Origin of the sequence: Ruegeria atlantica (assembly GCF_013033965.1) — a bacterium.
Classification (GTDB): Bacteria; Pseudomonadota; Alphaproteobacteria; order Rhodobacterales; family Rhodobacteraceae; genus Ruegeria; species Ruegeria atlantica_D.
The window spans coordinates 84,582-100,137 of sequence record NZ_WQFE01000004.1 but is presented as its reverse complement, the minus strand read 5'-3'; the positions used below and the strand labels follow the sequence as shown (position 1 = coordinate 100,137).

Genomic DNA, 15,556 nt, shown 5'->3' with positions numbered 1-15,556 from the left:
AAAGGCAGGCTGCATTCTTTTATTGTCAGACAATTAAATGATTGGCAGGGTCGGTTACTAGGGAACGCCCTGAACTCTCTGCTTTGCGCACGCGGACAAGAGGCTTCGGGCAAGCAGACAGCACTGCCCAACAGAGCGGTGCTGACAATGGGAGGATGTCCATGCTGGGACAGATGATGACGCAGCCTTTGCTGATTTCGTCGCTGATTGATCACGCCGAACGCTATCATGGTCAGACCGAGATCTATTCGGTCGAAACCGATGGTTCGGTCACGCAGACCAATTGGGCACAGGTGGCGCAAAACGCGCGAAAGCTGGGATCAGCGCTGACCAAGCTGGGGTTGGAACCTCAGGACCGCATTGGCACGCTTGCTTGGAACAACAGGCGGCACCTTGAGATCTACTATGCGGCGTCTGGCACGGGATTCGTGTGCCACACGGTGAACCCCCGGCTTTTTCCCGAACAACTGACTTACATCATTAACCACGCCAAAGACCGGGTTCTGTTCTTTGATGCGACATTCATCCCATTGGTCGCGGCCCTGCAGGAACACCTGTCCAAGGTCCGCCATTTCGTTTTGATGGGGCCACGGAATGAGGATGCCATTGCTCAAATCCCCGGCGTTGAATTCTATGATGAACTAATCGAAACAGGCGACGACGATTTCCGATGGCCTAGTTTTGATGAAAACACGGCGTCCAGCCTGTGTTACACCTCTGGCACAACGGGAAATCCCAAAGGGGTTCTGTATTCCCACCGCTCGACTGTTCTGCACAGTTTTGGATCGAACACTCGGGACGTCATCGGATTCTCGGCCATGGATGTTGTGATGCCTGTCGTTCCGATGTTCCACGTCAACGCTTGGGGATCGCCCTATGCCTGCGCCATGTCGGGCTCACGCATGGTGCTGCCGGGGCCCGGCTTGCATGGCGAAGCCCTGGTGAATCTGGTCGACACCTACGGCGTGACGCTGGCGATGGGGGTTCCGACGATCTGGCAAGGCTTGCTGGCACATGCCGAGAAATCGGGCAGCAAACTGGCGAGCCTGAGTCGCACAGTCATTGGCGGGGCCGCATGCCCGCCTTCGATGATCGAAACCTTCCGCGAGACTTATGGTGTCGATACTGTTCACGCCTGGGGAATGAGCGAGATGAGCCCGCTGGGAACTGCAAACCATCCTATGGCAAAGCACTTCGATCTTCCGCCCGAAGAACAACACAAGCTGCGCGAAAGCCAGGGCCGCCCGCCTTATGGTGTCGAGCTTAAGATCGTCGATGATGACGGCAAGGATCTGCCCCATGATGGCGTCACGCAGGGCGATCTGATGGTGCGCGGACATTGGGTTTTGGACAGCTATTATCTGATGCAGGACGAAGACCTTCTGCAGGACGGCTGGTTCGCGACCGGAGACGTCGCAACGCTGGACCCGGACGGGTACATGACAATTCGCGACCGGTCCAAGGACATCATCAAATCAGGCGGTGAGTGGATCAGCTCGGTCGAATTGGAAAATATCGCCGTTGCCCACCCGCAGCTGGCCACGGCAGCCGTTGTCGGTGTGCCCCACCCGAAATGGGATGAACGCCCCTTGCTGGTGGCCGTCAAAGCAGAAGGTGCAGATCCAAGCGAAGAGGAGTTACTGGCTTATTTCGACGGTAAAATCGCCAAATGGCAGGTGCCCGACAAGGTCGTCTTTGTGGACGCACTACCGTTGAACGCAACAGGCAAAGTCCTGAAACGCAATCTGCGCGCGGACTTTGAGGATGCCCTGATGGGCTAAGTGCCTGATTTTGGTATAAATGGCTCCGGCGGTAGGGATCGAACCTACGACCAATTGATTAACAGTCAACTGCTCTACCGCTGAGCTACGCCGGAACGGTTCGCGCCGTATAGCAACCTGTTTCTACCGCGTCCAGAGGGGGGCAGAACTTTTTTCGCCAAAAGGACATCAATCCAAAAAGCACCAAAATCGTGGCCGCGTTAACTCGTCGATATGTGGGGGTTTTTGGCTCCGGCGGTAGGGATCGAACCTACGACCAATTGATTAACAGTCAACTGCTCTACCGCTGAGCTACGCCGGAACTGAGGGGCGTATAACAACCCGTTTTTTGCCCGTCCAGAGGGGAACTGCATCAAACGGAAAAAAAGTTCTAACAGTTTATGCTCGCCTGAAAAACTTGGCATCCACCGACAGCGGCGTAGGCGTTGTGACTTGTGATTTTCCATAAAGATCAACCAGATGCGCAAACACATTGCGCTCGGCCGCAGGCAAAAGCGCGGTTGGCGTGTCGGTATAGATGCGCTCGGCTATTTGGCGGGCGGTTCCGGGCTGGTCTTCCAGCGCCGCCAGTATCTGCGCCTCGCGTGTCAGCCGGTGATTGATCAGCCAGTCCAACCGATCAGTGGGGTGGGTTATCGGTGCGCCGTGGCCCGCGTGAAACACCGACCAGTCGCGGGCGCGCAACCTCTGGCAGGCCCGCATGAAGTCCGTCAGATCCCCGTCCGGAGGAGAGACCAGCGAGCTGGCCCATCCCATGACGTGATCGGCCGTAAAGCAGACATCGCCCCACCCCAGGGCGATGTGATTGCCCAGATGACCGGGCGTATGGATGACCTCTAGTTGCCAGTCATCGCCTGCAATAATCTCACCATCGGCCACCTCGATATCGGTGCGGAACGCGGTGTCGATTCCCTCGCCACCTCCGGCCAGACCCTGGCGCGCTAGTTGCGTCATCACTTCGCTGCGCCCGGCCTGTGGTCCGCCAAAGGCCAATATTGGCGCACCTGTACACGCGGCCAAGGGTGCTGCAAGCGGCGAATGGTCCAGATGGCTGTGGGTAACGATGATGTGGCTGATCCGTTGGCCGGGCCTTAACGCGCCCAGAATCGCATCAAGATGCGCGTCGTTCAGGGGGCCGGGGTCAATGACCGCCAAATCACGCTCACCCAAAAGGTACGTGTTCGTGCCGCGATAGGTCATCGGGGATGGGTTTGGGGCCAGTATCCGCCGCAGCCCGGGTTGTAAGTCCATCGCCTGACCGGGTGGCGGGTTGAAATCGTCGGGCGCCTGCATTCTGAGCTCTTTCTCTTGGCGGATCAGCCCGTTAGGTTTAGCGCATGTCCAGTCGATGGCTCAAACACTATATGCCGCGCAGCCTCTATGCCCGCGCAGCGCTGATTCTGGTTCTGCCGGTTGTCGTAGTGCTGTTGGTGGTTGGGATTGCCTTTTTGCAAAAGCATCTCGAGGACGTCACCGCGCAGATGACCAAAACGGCTACGCGTGAGGTAATGTTGATCCTTGAAACCATGCAAAACGCTGAAACGCAGCAGCAGGCGCTGGCGGCCATACGTCAGGATTTGTCCGCGCTCGACATGAAGGCCCGCTTTGTCGATGCCAATCAGGATCCTGCGACAGACAGGCGGCGTTGGTACGACTTCATCGCGCCGCAGGTCGAGGCCAATTTACGCGCGGGGCTGCCTGATCTGACGGCTGTGGCATTGCCGTCGGGCGACGAGGCGCGTTTGTATCTCGAGACCGATCTGGGGATTCTGCAGCTGACATTGGATCGCCGCCGCCTGTCGCCCGCGGCACCGCATCAGTTGATTGTGACTATGGTGTTCTTTGCCGTAGTCATGACCTCGATCTCGTTTCTTTATATGCGCAACCAGTTGCGGCCCATTACCCGTCTTGCCGACGCCGCGCAGGCCTTTGGTCGGGGCAGGGTGGTGCCGTATTCGCCGGGAGGGGCAATTGAAGTGCGTGCAGCCGGCAGTGCGTTTCTGGAAATGAGGGCAAGAATCGAGCGTCAGATGGAACAGCGCACGATGATGCTGTCGGGTGTCAGTCACGACCTGAGAACGCCGCTGACGCGTCTGAAGCTGGGTCTTTCCATGCTGCCCGAGGATGAGGCAGCGCCGCTGAAACAGGACGTGGATGAAATGCAATTGCTGCTGGATGCGTTTCTCGATTTCTCACGCGGTGCCGCAGAGGGTGCCGCCGAAGCCATCGAGCCTGCTGTGCTGTTGCGTCAGATCACCGAAGACGCGCGGCGCGCAGGTCATCAGGCAGAATTGGTCTCGGTCGAAGGTGACGGCTCCGCGATGCTGCGCCCGATGGCCATTCGCCGTGCGGTCGAGAACCTAATTGGCAATGCGGTGCGATACGGCAACCGGGCCGAGGTAAGCCTGTCCCTGACGCCCAAAACCATGCGCATCCGGGTCGAAGATGACGGTCCGGGCATCCCGGCCGAACAGCGCTCCGAGGCGGTCAAGCCGTTCTCGCGCCTTGATCCCGCGCGCAACCAGAATCAAGGCAGCGGCGTTGGTCTTGGGTTGGCAATTGTATCGGATATCGCTCGCGCACATGGCGGCGTACTTCGCCTTGGCCATAGCGAGCGGTTGGGTGGCCTTTGCGCAGATATCATCATAGGACGGTGATGTTCTGGATTGTGATGTTTTGGACGGTGATTTTGGTAGGCCCGGCAGGACTTGAACCCGCAACCAAAGCGTTATGAGCGCTCTGCTCTAACCAATTGAGCTACAGGCCCGTCTGAGCGCTTTGAGTACCACGGTGAACAGCCGCGTCAAGCCTGACCGTTGCAACAAGTCGCACAATCGAATAACCCGCGCGGGAACCATACATAAGGGGCTGGCCATGACGACGGGCAAGAACGGAATCACCTATGCCGATGCAGGCGTTGATATTGATGCGGGGAATGCTCTTGTCGACCGGATCAAGCCGGCCGCAAAACGCACCAACCGATCGGGTGTAATGAGCGGGCTGGGCGGTTTTGGCGCTCTGTTCGATCTGAAAGATGCCGGATATCAGGACCCAATTCTGGTTGGTGCCACCGACGGTGTTGGCACCAAGTTGCGCATCGCTATTGATACCGGCGTTGTCGATGGTGTGGGAATCGACCTCGTGGCCATGTGTGTCAACGACCTGATCTGTCAGGGTGCTGAGCCCCTGTTTTTCCTGGATTATTTTGCAACCGGCAAGCTGGATACCGAAACGGCCGCACGGATCATCGAAGGCATTGCCGAAGGCTGTGTTCAATCCGGATGCGCTCTGATCGGCGGTGAAACCGCGGAAATGCCTGGCATGTACCCGGATGGCGATTTCGATCTGGCCGGGTTCTCTGTTGGAGCAATGGAGCGTGGTGCGCATTTACCCGCAGGCGTTCAGGAAGGCGACGTTCTTTTGGGGCTGGCGTCGAACGGAGTGCATTCCAACGGCTATTCCTTGGTGCGCAAACTGGTCGAGATTTCGGGGCTGGGCTGGGACGCGGCGTCTCCGTTCAGTGACGGTTCGCTGGGTGAGGCATTGCTGACGCCCACGCGTCTGTACGTGAAACCGGCGTTGCAGGCAATCCGAGCAGGGGGCGTGCATGCACTGGCCCATATCACTGGCGGTGGTCTGACTGAAAACCTGCCGCGCGTGCTGCCCGAGGGGCTGGGTGCAGAGATCGACCTGAATTCCTGGGACCTGCCAGCTGTATTCCGCTGGATGGCCGAAACCGGTGGTATTGCTGAGGCCGAAATGCTGAAGACGTTCAACTGTGGCATTGGCATGATCGTCGCGTGTGACGCGGATCGCGCGGATGCTCTGGCAACTTTGCTGGCCGATACAGGTGAAACAGTTGCGCGGATCGGAACTGTGACCGGGGCGCCGGGCATGGCCTATTCAGGCAAGCTGTTGTGAACCACAAGCGCGTCGCAATTCTGATCTCGGGCGGGGGCTCGAACATGGTGTCGCTGGTTGACGGCATGACCGGCGACCATCCAGCGCGACCCTGTCTGGTTCTGTCGAATGACGCGAACGCGCGTGGGCTGAAAAAGGCGGCCGAGCGTGGCATCCCAACGGCGTCAGTCGATCACCGCCCGTTCAAAGGCGACCGCGCAGCGTTTGAGGCCGAGTTGCTGAAACCACTGGAAGCCGCGCAACCCGATATCGTTTGCCTCGCCGGGTTCATGCGGGTTCTGACGGGCGATTTCGTATCGCGTTTTCAGGGGCGGATGCTGAACATCCACCCCTCGCTGCTGCCTAAATACAAAGGTCTCAACACCCACGCGCGCGCTATCGAGGCCGGGGATGGCGAACATGGATGTTCGGTCCACGAAGTCACCGCAGCTTTGGATGACGGTCCAATCCTGGGTCAGGCGCGCGTGAATATTGAACCAGCTGACACGCCAGAGGATCTGGCTGCCCGGGTGCTGGTGTGGGAACATAAACTCTACCCCGCAGTGTTGCGCCGTTACGCCAGTGGGGATCGGACTCCGGTGTTGCTGCCCTGAACGTCTTAGGATGATTTACACGCGTGTGACATTCAGCCTATGGTCCGCAATACGGCTGGGTACGGTATGAAACAGATAATCAGCCGCACAGAACAAGAGCAAGAACAGCACCGCGCATGAAAACCCTGACGACGACGCAAGAGCTGGCCGATTTTTGCAAGGCCGCGGCGGAATACGACTATGTCACCGTAGATACCGAGTTTCTGCGCGAACGGACCTACTATTCAAAACTCTGTCTGGTGCAGCTTGCAGTTCCGTCTGATGATGAGGATAGCGCGGTTTTGGTCGACCCTTTGGCCGATGGCCTGTCGCTGGAACCGCTTTATGAGCTGTTCCGCGACGAAAGCGTGGTCAAAGTGTTTCACGCCGCGCGACAGGATCTTGAGATCTTTTGGGTCGAAGCTTCTGTATTCCCGCAACCTTTGTTCGACACTCAGGTCGCGGCGATGGTCTGCGGCTTTGGTGAGCAGGTCGGATACGAGACACTTGTGCGCAAGATCTGCAAGCAGGGCGTCGACAAGACTTCGCGGTTCACCGATTGGTCACGTCGGCCGCTAACAGACGCACAAAAAACCTATGCTTTGGCGGATGTCACCCATCTGCGGCAGATCTACGAATATCTGGCCGCCGAGTTGAAGAAATCGCAGCGCAGCCATTGGGTGTCCGAAGAATTGCGCACTCTGACACAGCCAGCGACCTACAACATACGCCCCGAAGATGCGTGGAAACGTGTGAAAACGCGGACGAATTCGGCCAAATTCCTGGCGGTGGTGAGAGAGCTGGCGCAGTTTCGCGAAGCCTATGCGCAAGAGAATAATGTACCACGAAGCCGGGTATTCAAGGATGACGCCCTGATCGAGCTTGCCTCGACCAAGCCAAAAACCCCGTCGGATCTAGGCGGCTCGCGCCTGCTGCTGCGCGAGGCGCGCAAGGGTGCGATTGCGGATGGTATTTTGGCGGCAGTGAAACGGGGCGTGAGTTGCCCTGCCGATAAATTGCCGAGCGTTGACAACAGCCGCGACAAGCTAAAGGTCAACCCTGCGCTGGCCGATCTGCTGCGCGTGTTACTTAAGTCCAAAACCGAAAGCTCGGGGGTGGCGGCCAAACTGATCGCGACCAGTTCTGAACTGGATCAGTTGGCTGCGGGCGAGCGTGAGCTGCCTTCGATGTCAGGCTGGCGTTTTGAGGTATTTGGCGAGGATGCCCTGAAACTGTGTGACGGCAAGATTGCTCTGGCCGCCAAGGGGCAATCTGTAGAGGTCGTTTCGCTTTAGAGGCTGTCAGCGCCGCCGGGATTCCAACGTATTACTCTGGCTGCGAACCCGAACCAGACGTATGTTTCGCAGCTCGGACCGTCCAAGCGTGTCGGCGTCGCTTACTTCACGCGATCTCTCGGTGCCCTGATTGGTTGCATAATCCGGGTAGCTGACCTCGAACGTGTATTCCAGAACGCCGTTCTTTTCGTTCTCTTCGCTTTCCACGCGGACAAGACGAGCATTATAGGCCCCCTGTCTGCTTGCCGTGCCTTTGGCGTAAACGATTGCCCCGGTTGAAGTGGGGTCGATACGCAGCTCATCTACTTTGGCAATGGGAAAGCTGATCAGTTCCTCTTCGGGACGCGAAAAAAGTCTGGGGCCTTCATTGTCTTCGGGCACTAGGGCATTGGCATCGTTCGGCGATACCGAGGTAGGCGCAGGTGTGCTGGATCCAAACCAATTGGTCGGATTTACTCGCGAGTCGCTCCAGCCGCTACATGCCGCCAGTGCCAGAGTGCTGACCAATAGAAGAGGTATTGATTTTTTCATGGTCCCAATGCCCAGAGAAGTATTTTCAGCAATGGGTTATCGCAAATTCCATAGATTGAAAACCCACAGCGGGGCTGGACAGGTGCCCAACAGAGGCATAGGTCACAAATGTGAACGTAACGAAGAGGATCGCCGTAAAATGGCAACGCCTGCCTTTGAGGAAATCGTCGAAGATTTCGAGTTTCTGGATGACTGGGAAGACCGGTATCGCCACGTCATTGATCAGGGCAAGGCGATGGAACCGCTGGATGACGCGTTCAAAGTGCCGGCCACCAAGGTGCACGGCTGCGCCAGTCAGGTGTGGCTGCACCCCATGATCGAGGGCGGTGTATTCCGGTTTGACGGCGACAGCGACGCGCTGATCGTGCGCGGTTTGATTGCAGTGCTGCGGTCTTTGTATAATGGGCTGCCCGTAGCCGAAGTACCAAAGGTCGATGCCGGTGGCGAATTGGCGCGTCTTGGGTTGAATGACCACTTGTCCGCACAACGGTCCAATGGTTTGCGCTCGATGATCGAGCGTATCCGCGAGGTCGCGCAAGAGAACGCCTGACGATCAGGCGGTCGGCTTGCGGGCGGACCACTCGGTGAGGGTCGTTTCCAGGTCGCCATAGCCGGTGAAGCGGCGTTCAAATGTCAATCCCATCCGTTCGGCGCATTCCTGGGCGCGTGCCGTCAGGTCCGGGTCGTTCGTCTGGGCTTGATACACAAGCTTGGTATAGTTCCCGAAATACATGTCCCGTAGCTGAGGATGGCGATCCAGGCCCAGCGGCTTCCACACAAAGGCATCAAACTGACGGGCCAGAAAATCCGTCAGGTAGAAAGCCGTCGTTTCATCATCGCCGTGATCTTCAAAAGCCTGATTCCCTTCGAAAAAGGAATAGCAGTGCGGGCCTTTGATCATCTCAACGCCCATCTCTTCGCAGGCCTTTTGTAACAGGCCTCCGGTGCCACAATCGGCATAGACGACGAAAATCTGGTCAAAGTTGCCGCGATGCTTAGCAACGGCTTCTTCGACGGCCTGCGTAATCCGTTCGGGGTATACGTGAAGTATGGCGGGCAGGCAGGTCAGGGTCATGTGATCCCAACCGTTGCGCTTTTTAAGGTGCAGGATTTCACGCGCCAGCGCACCGCAGGCCAATAGCAGTATGCCGCCTTGCCGATCATTCTCGGTATAGCCTTGTGTCGTCAGGCTTGTGTCATCCGGTGTGCTGTTCTGCTGCATGGCTAATTCCCTGAAGGATTACAGCATCAAAGGATGAATGCCGGATCAAGGCAAGCCCGCTTCCGACATCCCGTGTCAGGCCACCGACGCACGTGTTTCAAAGGATTGAAGCGAGGGGCGGGCAGGAGGGCCGTAGGCCGAGATCCCGTGATTTGCCAGTTCGGGAAACAGCGACAGAATCTCTTGTCGCGTGGCATCCTCAAAGCTGTTCCATGCCTGAATGCCGGGGTGGAAGCTTTCGCTCAGGCAACCTTCGCCCCAAATCAGTTCATGCTGATCGAACATCAGGTGATAATAGGTTACAAGACCGCCGGGCCGCATCACGATATCGCGGCCGTTTATCAAGTGCTTGGCAGGCGCCAGCACTTCGGCGTGGCCCGTATGCAGTTCGACCCGCCAATCGCTGATCAGCATCCTGTGCTGTTGCGAGACCAAAAGGTCGCGATTGTTTCCCATCGCGCCGGCCTTAATCAGCACAGGCGCAAACACCCCCGAGGCACGCGCGGTTTGCGACCCGATCCAGCGTAGTGATTGCAATCCATGATCCAGCGTCGGTATTCTGTCACCCACGCGCAGATTCTCGACCTCGACCAGACCGTGCTCGGTCTTGATCAAAGTGCCGGTCGTGAAACATCTGGCGATTTCCCACTCTTGCCGGTTCGAGCGCAATCCCGATGCGTCGTCGGTTCTGACGCTGTTTAATGTGAGGGATCTGATCCCTTGCTCTTCTAACGCGGCCTGGTCCGAATTGTTTGATAACTCAGGCACCAAGAAGGTATTGCCGTCTGTATCTTGGGCAATGACAGCCGTTATGTTGGCTGTGGTGCCGTCGACATATGTAATAGTGGCGTTGTATTCGACGGCAGCATCGAATTCGGTTTGTTGGCCGTCAATTGAAAAGAAATCTCGGTCTACTGTAGCATCGTTTTCGTAGGTTTGACCGGGATTTCCGATAGCCGCCCATTCAACTGCATTGTTCAGAAGTGGAGCGCCGGGTCCACCGAAGGTTTGCCCGACAATTGCGCCTGCGTTTTCTACGGTATTGTTGCCCTCAGTCGGGTCAAGAGTCGGAAGAACGCCAAGAAAAATGGCATTAAACGTTCTAGGCATAACACACCCTAAATGTACTCGTTAACAACAAGTGCGTAACAACAGATTCGCACTATCACAATTGACAGGTATTCAACCCTAAACTGCTTATCAAGCAGTTAAAGAAAAAAGGCCGCCCTCGAAAGGGCGGCCCTGATCATTTCCCTGTGAGCAGGATTATCCAGCAAGTTGGTTGTGCTTGCGAGATACAAAATCTTTTGCGGTTTCCACTGCTACGGCCGCATCGCGGCAATAGGCGTCTGCGCCGATGGCCTTGCCGAATTCCTCGTTCAGAGGGGCGCCGCCGACCAGTACGATGTAATCCTCGCGCAGCCCTTGTTCGACCAGCGTGTCGATGACCACTTTCATGTAAGGCATCGTTGTGGTCAGCAGGGCCGACATGCCTAAGATGTCCGGCTGTTCGGTTTCCAGCGCTTCCAGGTAGTTTTCAACCGGGTTGTTGATGCCGATATCCACGACTTCAAAACCGGCACCCTCCATCATCATCGACACCAGGTTTTTGCCGATATCGTGGATATCACCCTTCACGGTGCCGATCACCATCTTGCCAACGCGCGGCGCCCCGGTTTCGGCCAGCAGCGGTTTCAGGATGTGCATGCCACCCTTCATCGCGTTCGCGGCCAGCAGAACTTCGGGAACGAACAGGATGCCGTCGCGGAAGTCGTGGCCCACGATGGTCATGCCACCGACCAGAGCCTTGGTCAGGATGTCATAGGGTGTCCATCCGCGTTCCAGCAGGATGTTCACACCTTCTTCGATCTCTTCTTTCAGGCCGTCATAAAGATCGTCGAACATCTGTTCGACAAGTTCGTCGTCGTTGAGTTCGGACAGGACGATGTCTTCTTCATCGGACATGGGGTATTTCCCTGTGCTGGGCGGGCCATCGGCCCGTGGTGGCATTTTTTCCGTTTTGGCCATTTCGTCGCAGTTAGACTGTGACGATTGCGACCTCGGCGGTTCCGAGACCGACCTATACGTCAAATTAATTGCGATCACGATGGAATTTTCTGCAACAACATCCTGCAATCTGTTCACAACCGAAGGAAAAACCAGGCGGGCAGGGCTCTGGGATACGACAGCGGCGTACGCGGTTCTTCTTGCCGAATGGCGCTTCGGTGTTTATCAATAGATGAGCGGAACATAACGGGAACAAATATGCCTGTAGTCAACATAAAGGCTCGAGGTGCGGCCAGCAATGAAACAGGCAGATTCGAACGTTTTGCAACCGAATCCTGCGATGATGGCTGGGAGATAGAAGAGGAGCTTCCGACGCTCAGAACCGAGGTTCGGGAGGAGGTCGCGCGCAGCATAATCACTTACAACCGATCGCCCGATCTGCCGTTCGATCGCTCGATCAACCCGTACCGGGGGTGCGAGCATGGCTGCGTGTACTGTTTTGCTCGTCCGACACATGCCTACTTGGGGATGTCGCCGGGGTTGGATTTTGAAACCCGATTGATCGCTCGTCCTAACGCGGCAGAGGTTCTGAGGAAAGAACTGTCCTCGGCGCGGTACAAAGTTGCGACCATTGCGATGGGGACAAACACCGACCCTTATCAGCCGATCGAAAAAGGACATCGCATCACAAGGGAATGTTTACAGGTCCTGCAGCAGTTCCAGCACCCTGTCGCGATCGTTACCAAAGGCGCGATGATCGAGCGGGACTTGGATATCCTTGCCCCAATGGCGCAGCTTGGACTTGTTCGGGTCGGCATTTCGTTGACCACTTTGGACCCGGACCTGTCCCGGCGGATGGAACCGCGCGCGCCATCGCCGTTGCGACGGCTGGCGACGATCCGGCGACTGACCGATGCGGGCGTGCCGGTGCGCGTCATGACATCGCCGCTAGTACCGGGGCTGACAGATCACGAGTTGGAATCCTTGCTGGAAGCCGGGGCCGCTGCCGGTGCAGATGCGGCAAGCTGGATCATGCTGCGCCTTCCACGTGAAGTTTCGGAGTTGTGGCAAGCCTGGTTGCAGCAGCATGAACCGGCGCGGGCGGAGAAGGTCATGTCCAAGCTCCGCGAGATGCACGGCGGTCGTGACTATGACCCGCGCTGGGGGCACCGCATGCGGGGTGAGGGCGAGTATGCAGGGATAGTTGCCAAGCGGTTTGCATTGGCAGTCAAACGTTTGGGGTTGGCCACAAAGACATCGCCACTACGATGTGACCTGTTTTCCAGGCCAGCGCAGGCGGGGGACCAATTGACCCTTTTCTGAAACGAAAAACGCCCCGGACAGAGGTCCGAGGCGTTTCGAATTTGTAACCGGCAATCAGCGGTTTTCGATGTCCACGTAATCGCGGGTCGTTTCGCCCAGATACAACTGGCGCGGGCGACCGATCTTGTTCTGAGGATCGGCGATCATTTCCTTCCACTGGCTGACCCAGCCAACGGTGCGCGACAGTGCGAAGATCGGTGTGAACATCGAGGTGGGGAAGCCCATCGCCTCGAGGATGATACCAGAATAGAAGTCCACGTTCGGGAACAGTTTCTTCTCGGCGAAATACGGATCTTCCAGCGCCTGCTTCTCCAGTGCCTTGGCAACCTGCAGCTTGGGATTGTTCTCGACGCCAAGCAGGTCCAGTACTTCGTCGGCCGATTGCTTCATAACCGTCGCGCGCGGGTCGAAGTTCTTGTAGACACGGTGGCCAAAGCCCATCAGGCGGAACGGATCGCTCTTGTCCTTGGCGCGGTCGATGTACTCCGGAATGCGATCGACGGAACCGATCTCTTCCAGCATTTCCAAACATGCTTGGTTCGCACCGCCATGAGCAGGGCCCCAAAGGCAAGCAACACCAGCCGCGATACACGCGAACGGGTTTGCGCCTGAGGATGACGCCAGACGCACGGTCGATGTCGAAGCATTCTGTTCGTGGTCCGCATGCAATGTCAGAATCCGGTCCATCGCGCGGCTGAGGATCGGATTGACCTCATATTCTTCTGCAGGCACGGCAAAGCACATACGCAGGAAGTTCGACGCGTAGTCCAGATCGTTGCGCGGGTAAACGAAAGGCTGGCCGATGTGATACTTATAAGCCCAGGCCGCGATGGTTGGCATCTTGGCGATCAGACGGTGCGAGGCAACCTCGCGCTGATGCGGGTCCGAAACATCGGTGGAGTCATGATAGAAGGCCGACATAGCGCCAACGACACCCACCATGATCGCCATCGGGTGCGCATCCCGACGGAAACCGCGATAGAAATACTGCATCTGCTCGTGCAGCATGGTGTGGCGTGTGATGGTGGTTTCGAACTGCTCAAGGTCTTTGGCTTGCGGCAACTCTCCGTACAGCAGCAGATAGCACACTTCGAGGAAGTGCGATTTTCCCGCCAGTTGGTCGATCGGATAACCGCGGTGCAGCAGTTCGCCTTTTTCACCGTCAATATAAGTGATGGTGCTGTCACAGCTTGCGGTCGACGTAAAACCGGGGTCGTAAGTGAACACGCCAGCATCGCTGTACAGCTTGCGGATGTCGATGACGTCAGGTCCAGTGGTCGGAGAATAAACTGGCAATTCGTATGTTTCACCATGGACTGTCAGAGTGGCTGATTTATTGCTGTCGGTCATAGTGTCCCTTCCTCATTCTTACGCATGTCGGATCGCTGTCCGACCTTGCGGGCAACGGCTGCGCGCGGGCGCGCAGTCCGGGTGTTAGCGGAGCAGCGTTACCCAAATATGAAGGTTGGGTTTACGTCGCTGCGTCAGAAAGCCGGGCCAGGGTTTCTTCCTTCCCCAGCACAAGCATCATGTCAAAAACCGAAGGCGTCACTGCCCGACCTGCCAACACGGCCCGCAACGGACCGGCCAGTTTGCCGAACTTAACCTCTTTCGCTTCTGCAAACGAATTTAGGGTTTGCTCCAGTTCGTTTCGCGTCCAGCTAGCATTTTGCACGTGCGGCGTCAATTCATTCAGTATACCATCGGATACTGAGGCGAGCGCCTTGACGGCCTTTTCGTCCGGCTGAATTGGGCGAGACGTCAGCACAAAGTGAGCCTTTTCAAGAAGTTCCGGGAACATGCGCGCGCGATCCTTGAGGCAATACATCGCACGTTCAAGATCACCAGATTGTGTTTCCGTGAGGTCAGGTAATTTGGCCGCCGCCAGATAGGCTTCAATCTCTTGCCGCAGCGCAGCATCATCCGCGATTGCAATATGCTGTCCACACAGATTTTCCAGCTTTTTCAGGTCGAAACGGGCCGGGCTTTTGCCGATTCCATCCAGATCGAACCATTCCTTGGCCTGTTCGTCCGTAAAGAATTCATCATCGCCATGGCTCCAGCCCAGGCGCGCCAGATAATTGCGCATACCGGCGGCAGGATAGCCCATGGCCTGATATTCCTGTGCACCCAAAGCGCCGTGGCGTTTGGACAGCTTTTTTCCGTCTGGCCCATGGATCAAAGGGATGTGTGCCCAGACCGGGACGTCCCAACCCATCGCCTCATAGATCATCATCTGTCGCGCCGCGTTGTTTAGGTGGTCGTCGCCGCGGATCACATGGGTCACACCCATGTCGTGGTCGTCAACTACAACCGCGAGCATGTAGACTGGAGTTCCGTCCGAACGCAGCAGGATCATGTCATCCAGTTGATCGTTGCGAATGGTGACGTCGCCCTGAACCTGATCGCGGATCACGGTTGTACCATCCTGAGGCGCTTTGATGCGGATCGCGAATGGGGCGTCTGGATAAGAGGACTCTTCGGCATCCCGCCACGGACTGCGAAACAGGGTCGATTTCCCTTCGGCCCGCGCTTGTTCGCGGAAGGCTGTAATCTCGTCCTGCGTTGAAAAGCACTTGTACGCTTTGCCCTCGGCCAGCAACTGATGTGCTACCTCGGCGTGACGTGCGGCACCGTCGAACTGACTGATCACATCGCCGTCGTGATCCAGTCCCAGCCACTCCATGCCTTGCAGGATCGCAGCCGTTGCCTCGGGGGTCGAACGCTCGCGGTCGGTGTCTTCGATCCGCAACAGGAACTTGCCACCACGTCCGCGGGCATAAAGCCAGTTGAACAGTGCGGTGCGTGCCCCGCCGATATGCAGAAAGCCGGTTGGGGACGGAGCGAAACGAGTGACGACCTGATCGGACATTGTGTGGATTAACCTTTTGGTAACCGTGTCGG

At 57.2% G+C, this 15,556-nt stretch carries 14 protein-coding genes and 3 tRNA genes; 7 read left to right on the top strand and 10 right to left on the bottom strand.

The annotated features are described in order from the left end of the window. Nucleotides 1-161: 161 nt before the first annotated feature. Complete coding sequence (locus tag GOW16_RS09285; protein WP_170413658.1) at nucleotides 162-1,781, top strand: long-chain-fatty-acid--CoA ligase; 1,620 nt, start codon at nucleotides 162-164, stop codon at nucleotides 1,779-1,781. Between the two features lie 20 nt (nucleotides 1,782-1,801). Here the strand turns inward: GOW16_RS09285 and GOW16_RS09280 are convergent. The 3 genes from GOW16_RS09280 to GOW16_RS09270 form a co-directional block, all read right to left on the bottom strand. Next, nucleotides 1,802-1,876: transfer RNA gene (locus tag GOW16_RS09280), tRNA-Asn, on the bottom strand. Between the two features lie 131 nt (nucleotides 1,877-2,007). Beyond that, a tRNA-Asn gene (locus GOW16_RS09275) sits at nucleotides 2,008-2,082 on the bottom strand. A gap of 77 nt (nucleotides 2,083-2,159) precedes the next feature. Continuing rightward, a complete protein-coding gene (locus tag GOW16_RS09270; RefSeq protein ID WP_170413654.1) occupies nucleotides 2,160-3,074 on the bottom strand; it encodes an MBL fold metallo-hydrolase in 915 nt (304 codons plus the stop codon). Nucleotides 3,075-3,118: 44 nt separating this feature from the next. On the opposite strand from GOW16_RS09270, the gene GOW16_RS09265 reads away from it, so the two are divergent. Continuing rightward, nucleotides 3,119-4,438: an ATP-binding protein gene (locus GOW16_RS09265; protein ID WP_170413650.1), complete on the top strand. Its 1,320-nt coding sequence runs from the start codon at nucleotides 3,119-3,121 to the stop codon at nucleotides 4,436-4,438. Between the two features lie 33 nt (nucleotides 4,439-4,471). Here the strand turns inward: GOW16_RS09265 and GOW16_RS09260 are convergent. After that, nucleotides 4,472-4,548 (bottom strand) — tRNA-Ile (locus tag GOW16_RS09260). 107 nt (nucleotides 4,549-4,655) lie between these two features. Here GOW16_RS09260 and purM point away from each other — a divergent pair. The 3 genes from purM (at nucleotide 4,656) to rnd (ending at nucleotide 7,569) form a co-directional block, all read left to right on the top strand. After that, nucleotides 4,656-5,702, top strand: a complete 1,047-nt coding sequence (gene purM / locus GOW16_RS09255) for a phosphoribosylformylglycinamidine cyclo-ligase (RefSeq protein WP_170413647.1) — start codon at nucleotides 4,656-4,658, stop codon at nucleotides 5,700-5,702. After that, nucleotides 5,699-6,295, top strand: a complete 597-nt coding sequence (gene purN, locus GOW16_RS09250; RefSeq protein ID WP_170413644.1) for a phosphoribosylglycinamide formyltransferase — start codon at nucleotides 5,699-5,701, stop codon at nucleotides 6,293-6,295. Before purM ends, purN begins: the two co-directional genes overlap by 4 nt. A 116-nt stretch (nucleotides 6,296-6,411) precedes the next feature. Then, nucleotides 6,412-7,569, top strand: a complete 1,158-nt coding sequence (rnd, locus tag GOW16_RS09245) for a ribonuclease D (RefSeq protein WP_170413641.1) — start codon at nucleotides 6,412-6,414, stop codon at nucleotides 7,567-7,569. A 6-nt stretch (nucleotides 7,570-7,575) separates the two neighbouring features. On the opposite strand, the gene GOW16_RS09240 is transcribed toward rnd, so the two are convergent. Beyond that, on the bottom strand, nucleotides 7,576-8,100 hold the full coding sequence (locus tag GOW16_RS09240) for a hypothetical protein (protein ID WP_170413638.1): 525 nt from the start codon (nucleotides 8,098-8,100) through the stop codon (nucleotides 7,576-7,578). Nucleotides 8,101-8,239: 139 nt separating this feature from the next. On the opposite strand from GOW16_RS09240, the gene GOW16_RS09235 reads away from it, so the two are divergent. Beyond that, nucleotides 8,240-8,650 (top strand): SufE family protein, encoded by a 411-nt coding sequence (locus GOW16_RS09235; RefSeq protein WP_170413635.1) that lies wholly within the window; start codon nucleotides 8,240-8,242, stop codon nucleotides 8,648-8,650. Between the two features lie 3 nt (nucleotides 8,651-8,653). Here GOW16_RS09235 and GOW16_RS09230 read toward each other — a convergent pair whose 3' ends face one another. The 3 genes from GOW16_RS09230 to GOW16_RS09220 all read right to left on the bottom strand — a co-directional run bounded on the left by GOW16_RS09230 (nucleotide 8,654) and on the right by GOW16_RS09220 (nucleotide 11,287). Continuing rightward, nucleotides 8,654-9,322, bottom strand: a complete 669-nt coding sequence (locus tag GOW16_RS09230) for a DUF1638 domain-containing protein (RefSeq protein ID WP_170413632.1) — start codon at nucleotides 9,320-9,322, stop codon at nucleotides 8,654-8,656. Between the two features lie 75 nt (nucleotides 9,323-9,397). After that, nucleotides 9,398-10,432, bottom strand: coding sequence for a Hint domain-containing protein (locus GOW16_RS09225; RefSeq protein WP_170413629.1), 1,035 nt, complete (start codon nucleotides 10,430-10,432; stop codon nucleotides 9,398-9,400). Nucleotides 10,433-10,588: 156 nt separating this feature from the next. Beyond that, nucleotides 10,589-11,287, bottom strand: coding sequence for a corrinoid protein (locus GOW16_RS09220; protein WP_170413626.1), 699 nt, complete (start codon nucleotides 11,285-11,287; stop codon nucleotides 10,589-10,591). Nucleotides 11,288-11,587: 300 nt separating this feature from the next. Here GOW16_RS09220 and GOW16_RS09215 point away from each other — a divergent pair, with 300 nt between their 5' ends. Then, complete coding sequence (locus tag GOW16_RS09215; RefSeq protein ID WP_170413624.1) at nucleotides 11,588-12,652, top strand: PA0069 family radical SAM protein; 1,065 nt, start codon at nucleotides 11,588-11,590, stop codon at nucleotides 12,650-12,652. A gap of 54 nt (nucleotides 12,653-12,706) precedes the next feature. Here GOW16_RS09215 and gltA read toward each other — a convergent pair whose 3' ends face one another. After that, nucleotides 12,707-14,002 (bottom strand): citrate synthase, encoded by a 1,296-nt coding sequence (gltA, locus tag GOW16_RS09210; protein ID WP_170413621.1) that lies wholly within the window; start codon nucleotides 14,000-14,002, stop codon nucleotides 12,707-12,709. Between the two features lie 121 nt (nucleotides 14,003-14,123). Next, entirely contained in the window at nucleotides 14,124-15,524 is a 1,401-nt protein-coding gene (gene gltX / locus GOW16_RS09205) for a glutamate--tRNA ligase (RefSeq protein ID WP_170414634.1), read from the bottom strand. Nucleotides 15,525-15,556: the final 32 nt, after the last annotated feature.

Excerpts from the sequence above, each read along its gene's own strand:
- purM (WP_170413647.1), top strand. The coding sequence starts at position 4,656 with ATGACGACGGGCAAGAACGGAATCACCTATGCCGATGCAGGCGTTGAT.
- GOW16_RS09265 (WP_170413650.1), top strand. The coding sequence starts at position 3,119 with ATGTCCAGTCGATGGCTCAAACACTATATGCCGCGCAGCCTCTATGCC.
- GOW16_RS09220 (WP_170413626.1), bottom strand. The coding sequence starts at position 11,287 with ATGTCCGATGAAGAAGACATCGTCCTGTCCGAACTCAACGACGACGAA.
- GOW16_RS09270 (WP_170413654.1), bottom strand. The coding sequence starts at position 3,074 with ATGCAGGCGCCCGACGATTTCAACCCGCCACCCGGTCAGGCGATGGAC.
- GOW16_RS09235 (WP_170413635.1), top strand. The coding sequence starts at position 8,240 with ATGGCAACGCCTGCCTTTGAGGAAATCGTCGAAGATTTCGAGTTTCTG.
- GOW16_RS09225 (WP_170413629.1), bottom strand. The coding sequence starts at position 10,432 with ATGCCTAGAACGTTTAATGCCATTTTTCTTGGCGTTCTTCCGACTCTT.
- GOW16_RS09215 (WP_170413624.1), top strand. The coding sequence starts at position 11,588 with ATGCCTGTAGTCAACATAAAGGCTCGAGGTGCGGCCAGCAATGAAACA.
- GOW16_RS09285 (WP_170413658.1), top strand. The coding sequence starts at position 162 with ATGCTGGGACAGATGATGACGCAGCCTTTGCTGATTTCGTCGCTGATT.
- gltA (WP_170413621.1), bottom strand. The coding sequence starts at position 14,002 with ATGACCGACAGCAATAAATCAGCCACTCTGACAGTCCATGGTGAAACA.
- GOW16_RS09230 (WP_170413632.1), bottom strand. The coding sequence starts at position 9,322 with ATGCAGCAGAACAGCACACCGGATGACACAAGCCTGACGACACAAGGC.
- rnd (WP_170413641.1), top strand. The coding sequence starts at position 6,412 with ATGAAAACCCTGACGACGACGCAAGAGCTGGCCGATTTTTGCAAGGCC.
- gltX (WP_170414634.1), bottom strand. The coding sequence starts at position 15,524 with ATGTCCGATCAGGTCGTCACTCGTTTCGCTCCGTCCCCAACCGGCTTT.
- GOW16_RS09240 (WP_170413638.1), bottom strand. The coding sequence starts at position 8,100 with ATGAAAAAATCAATACCTCTTCTATTGGTCAGCACTCTGGCACTGGCG.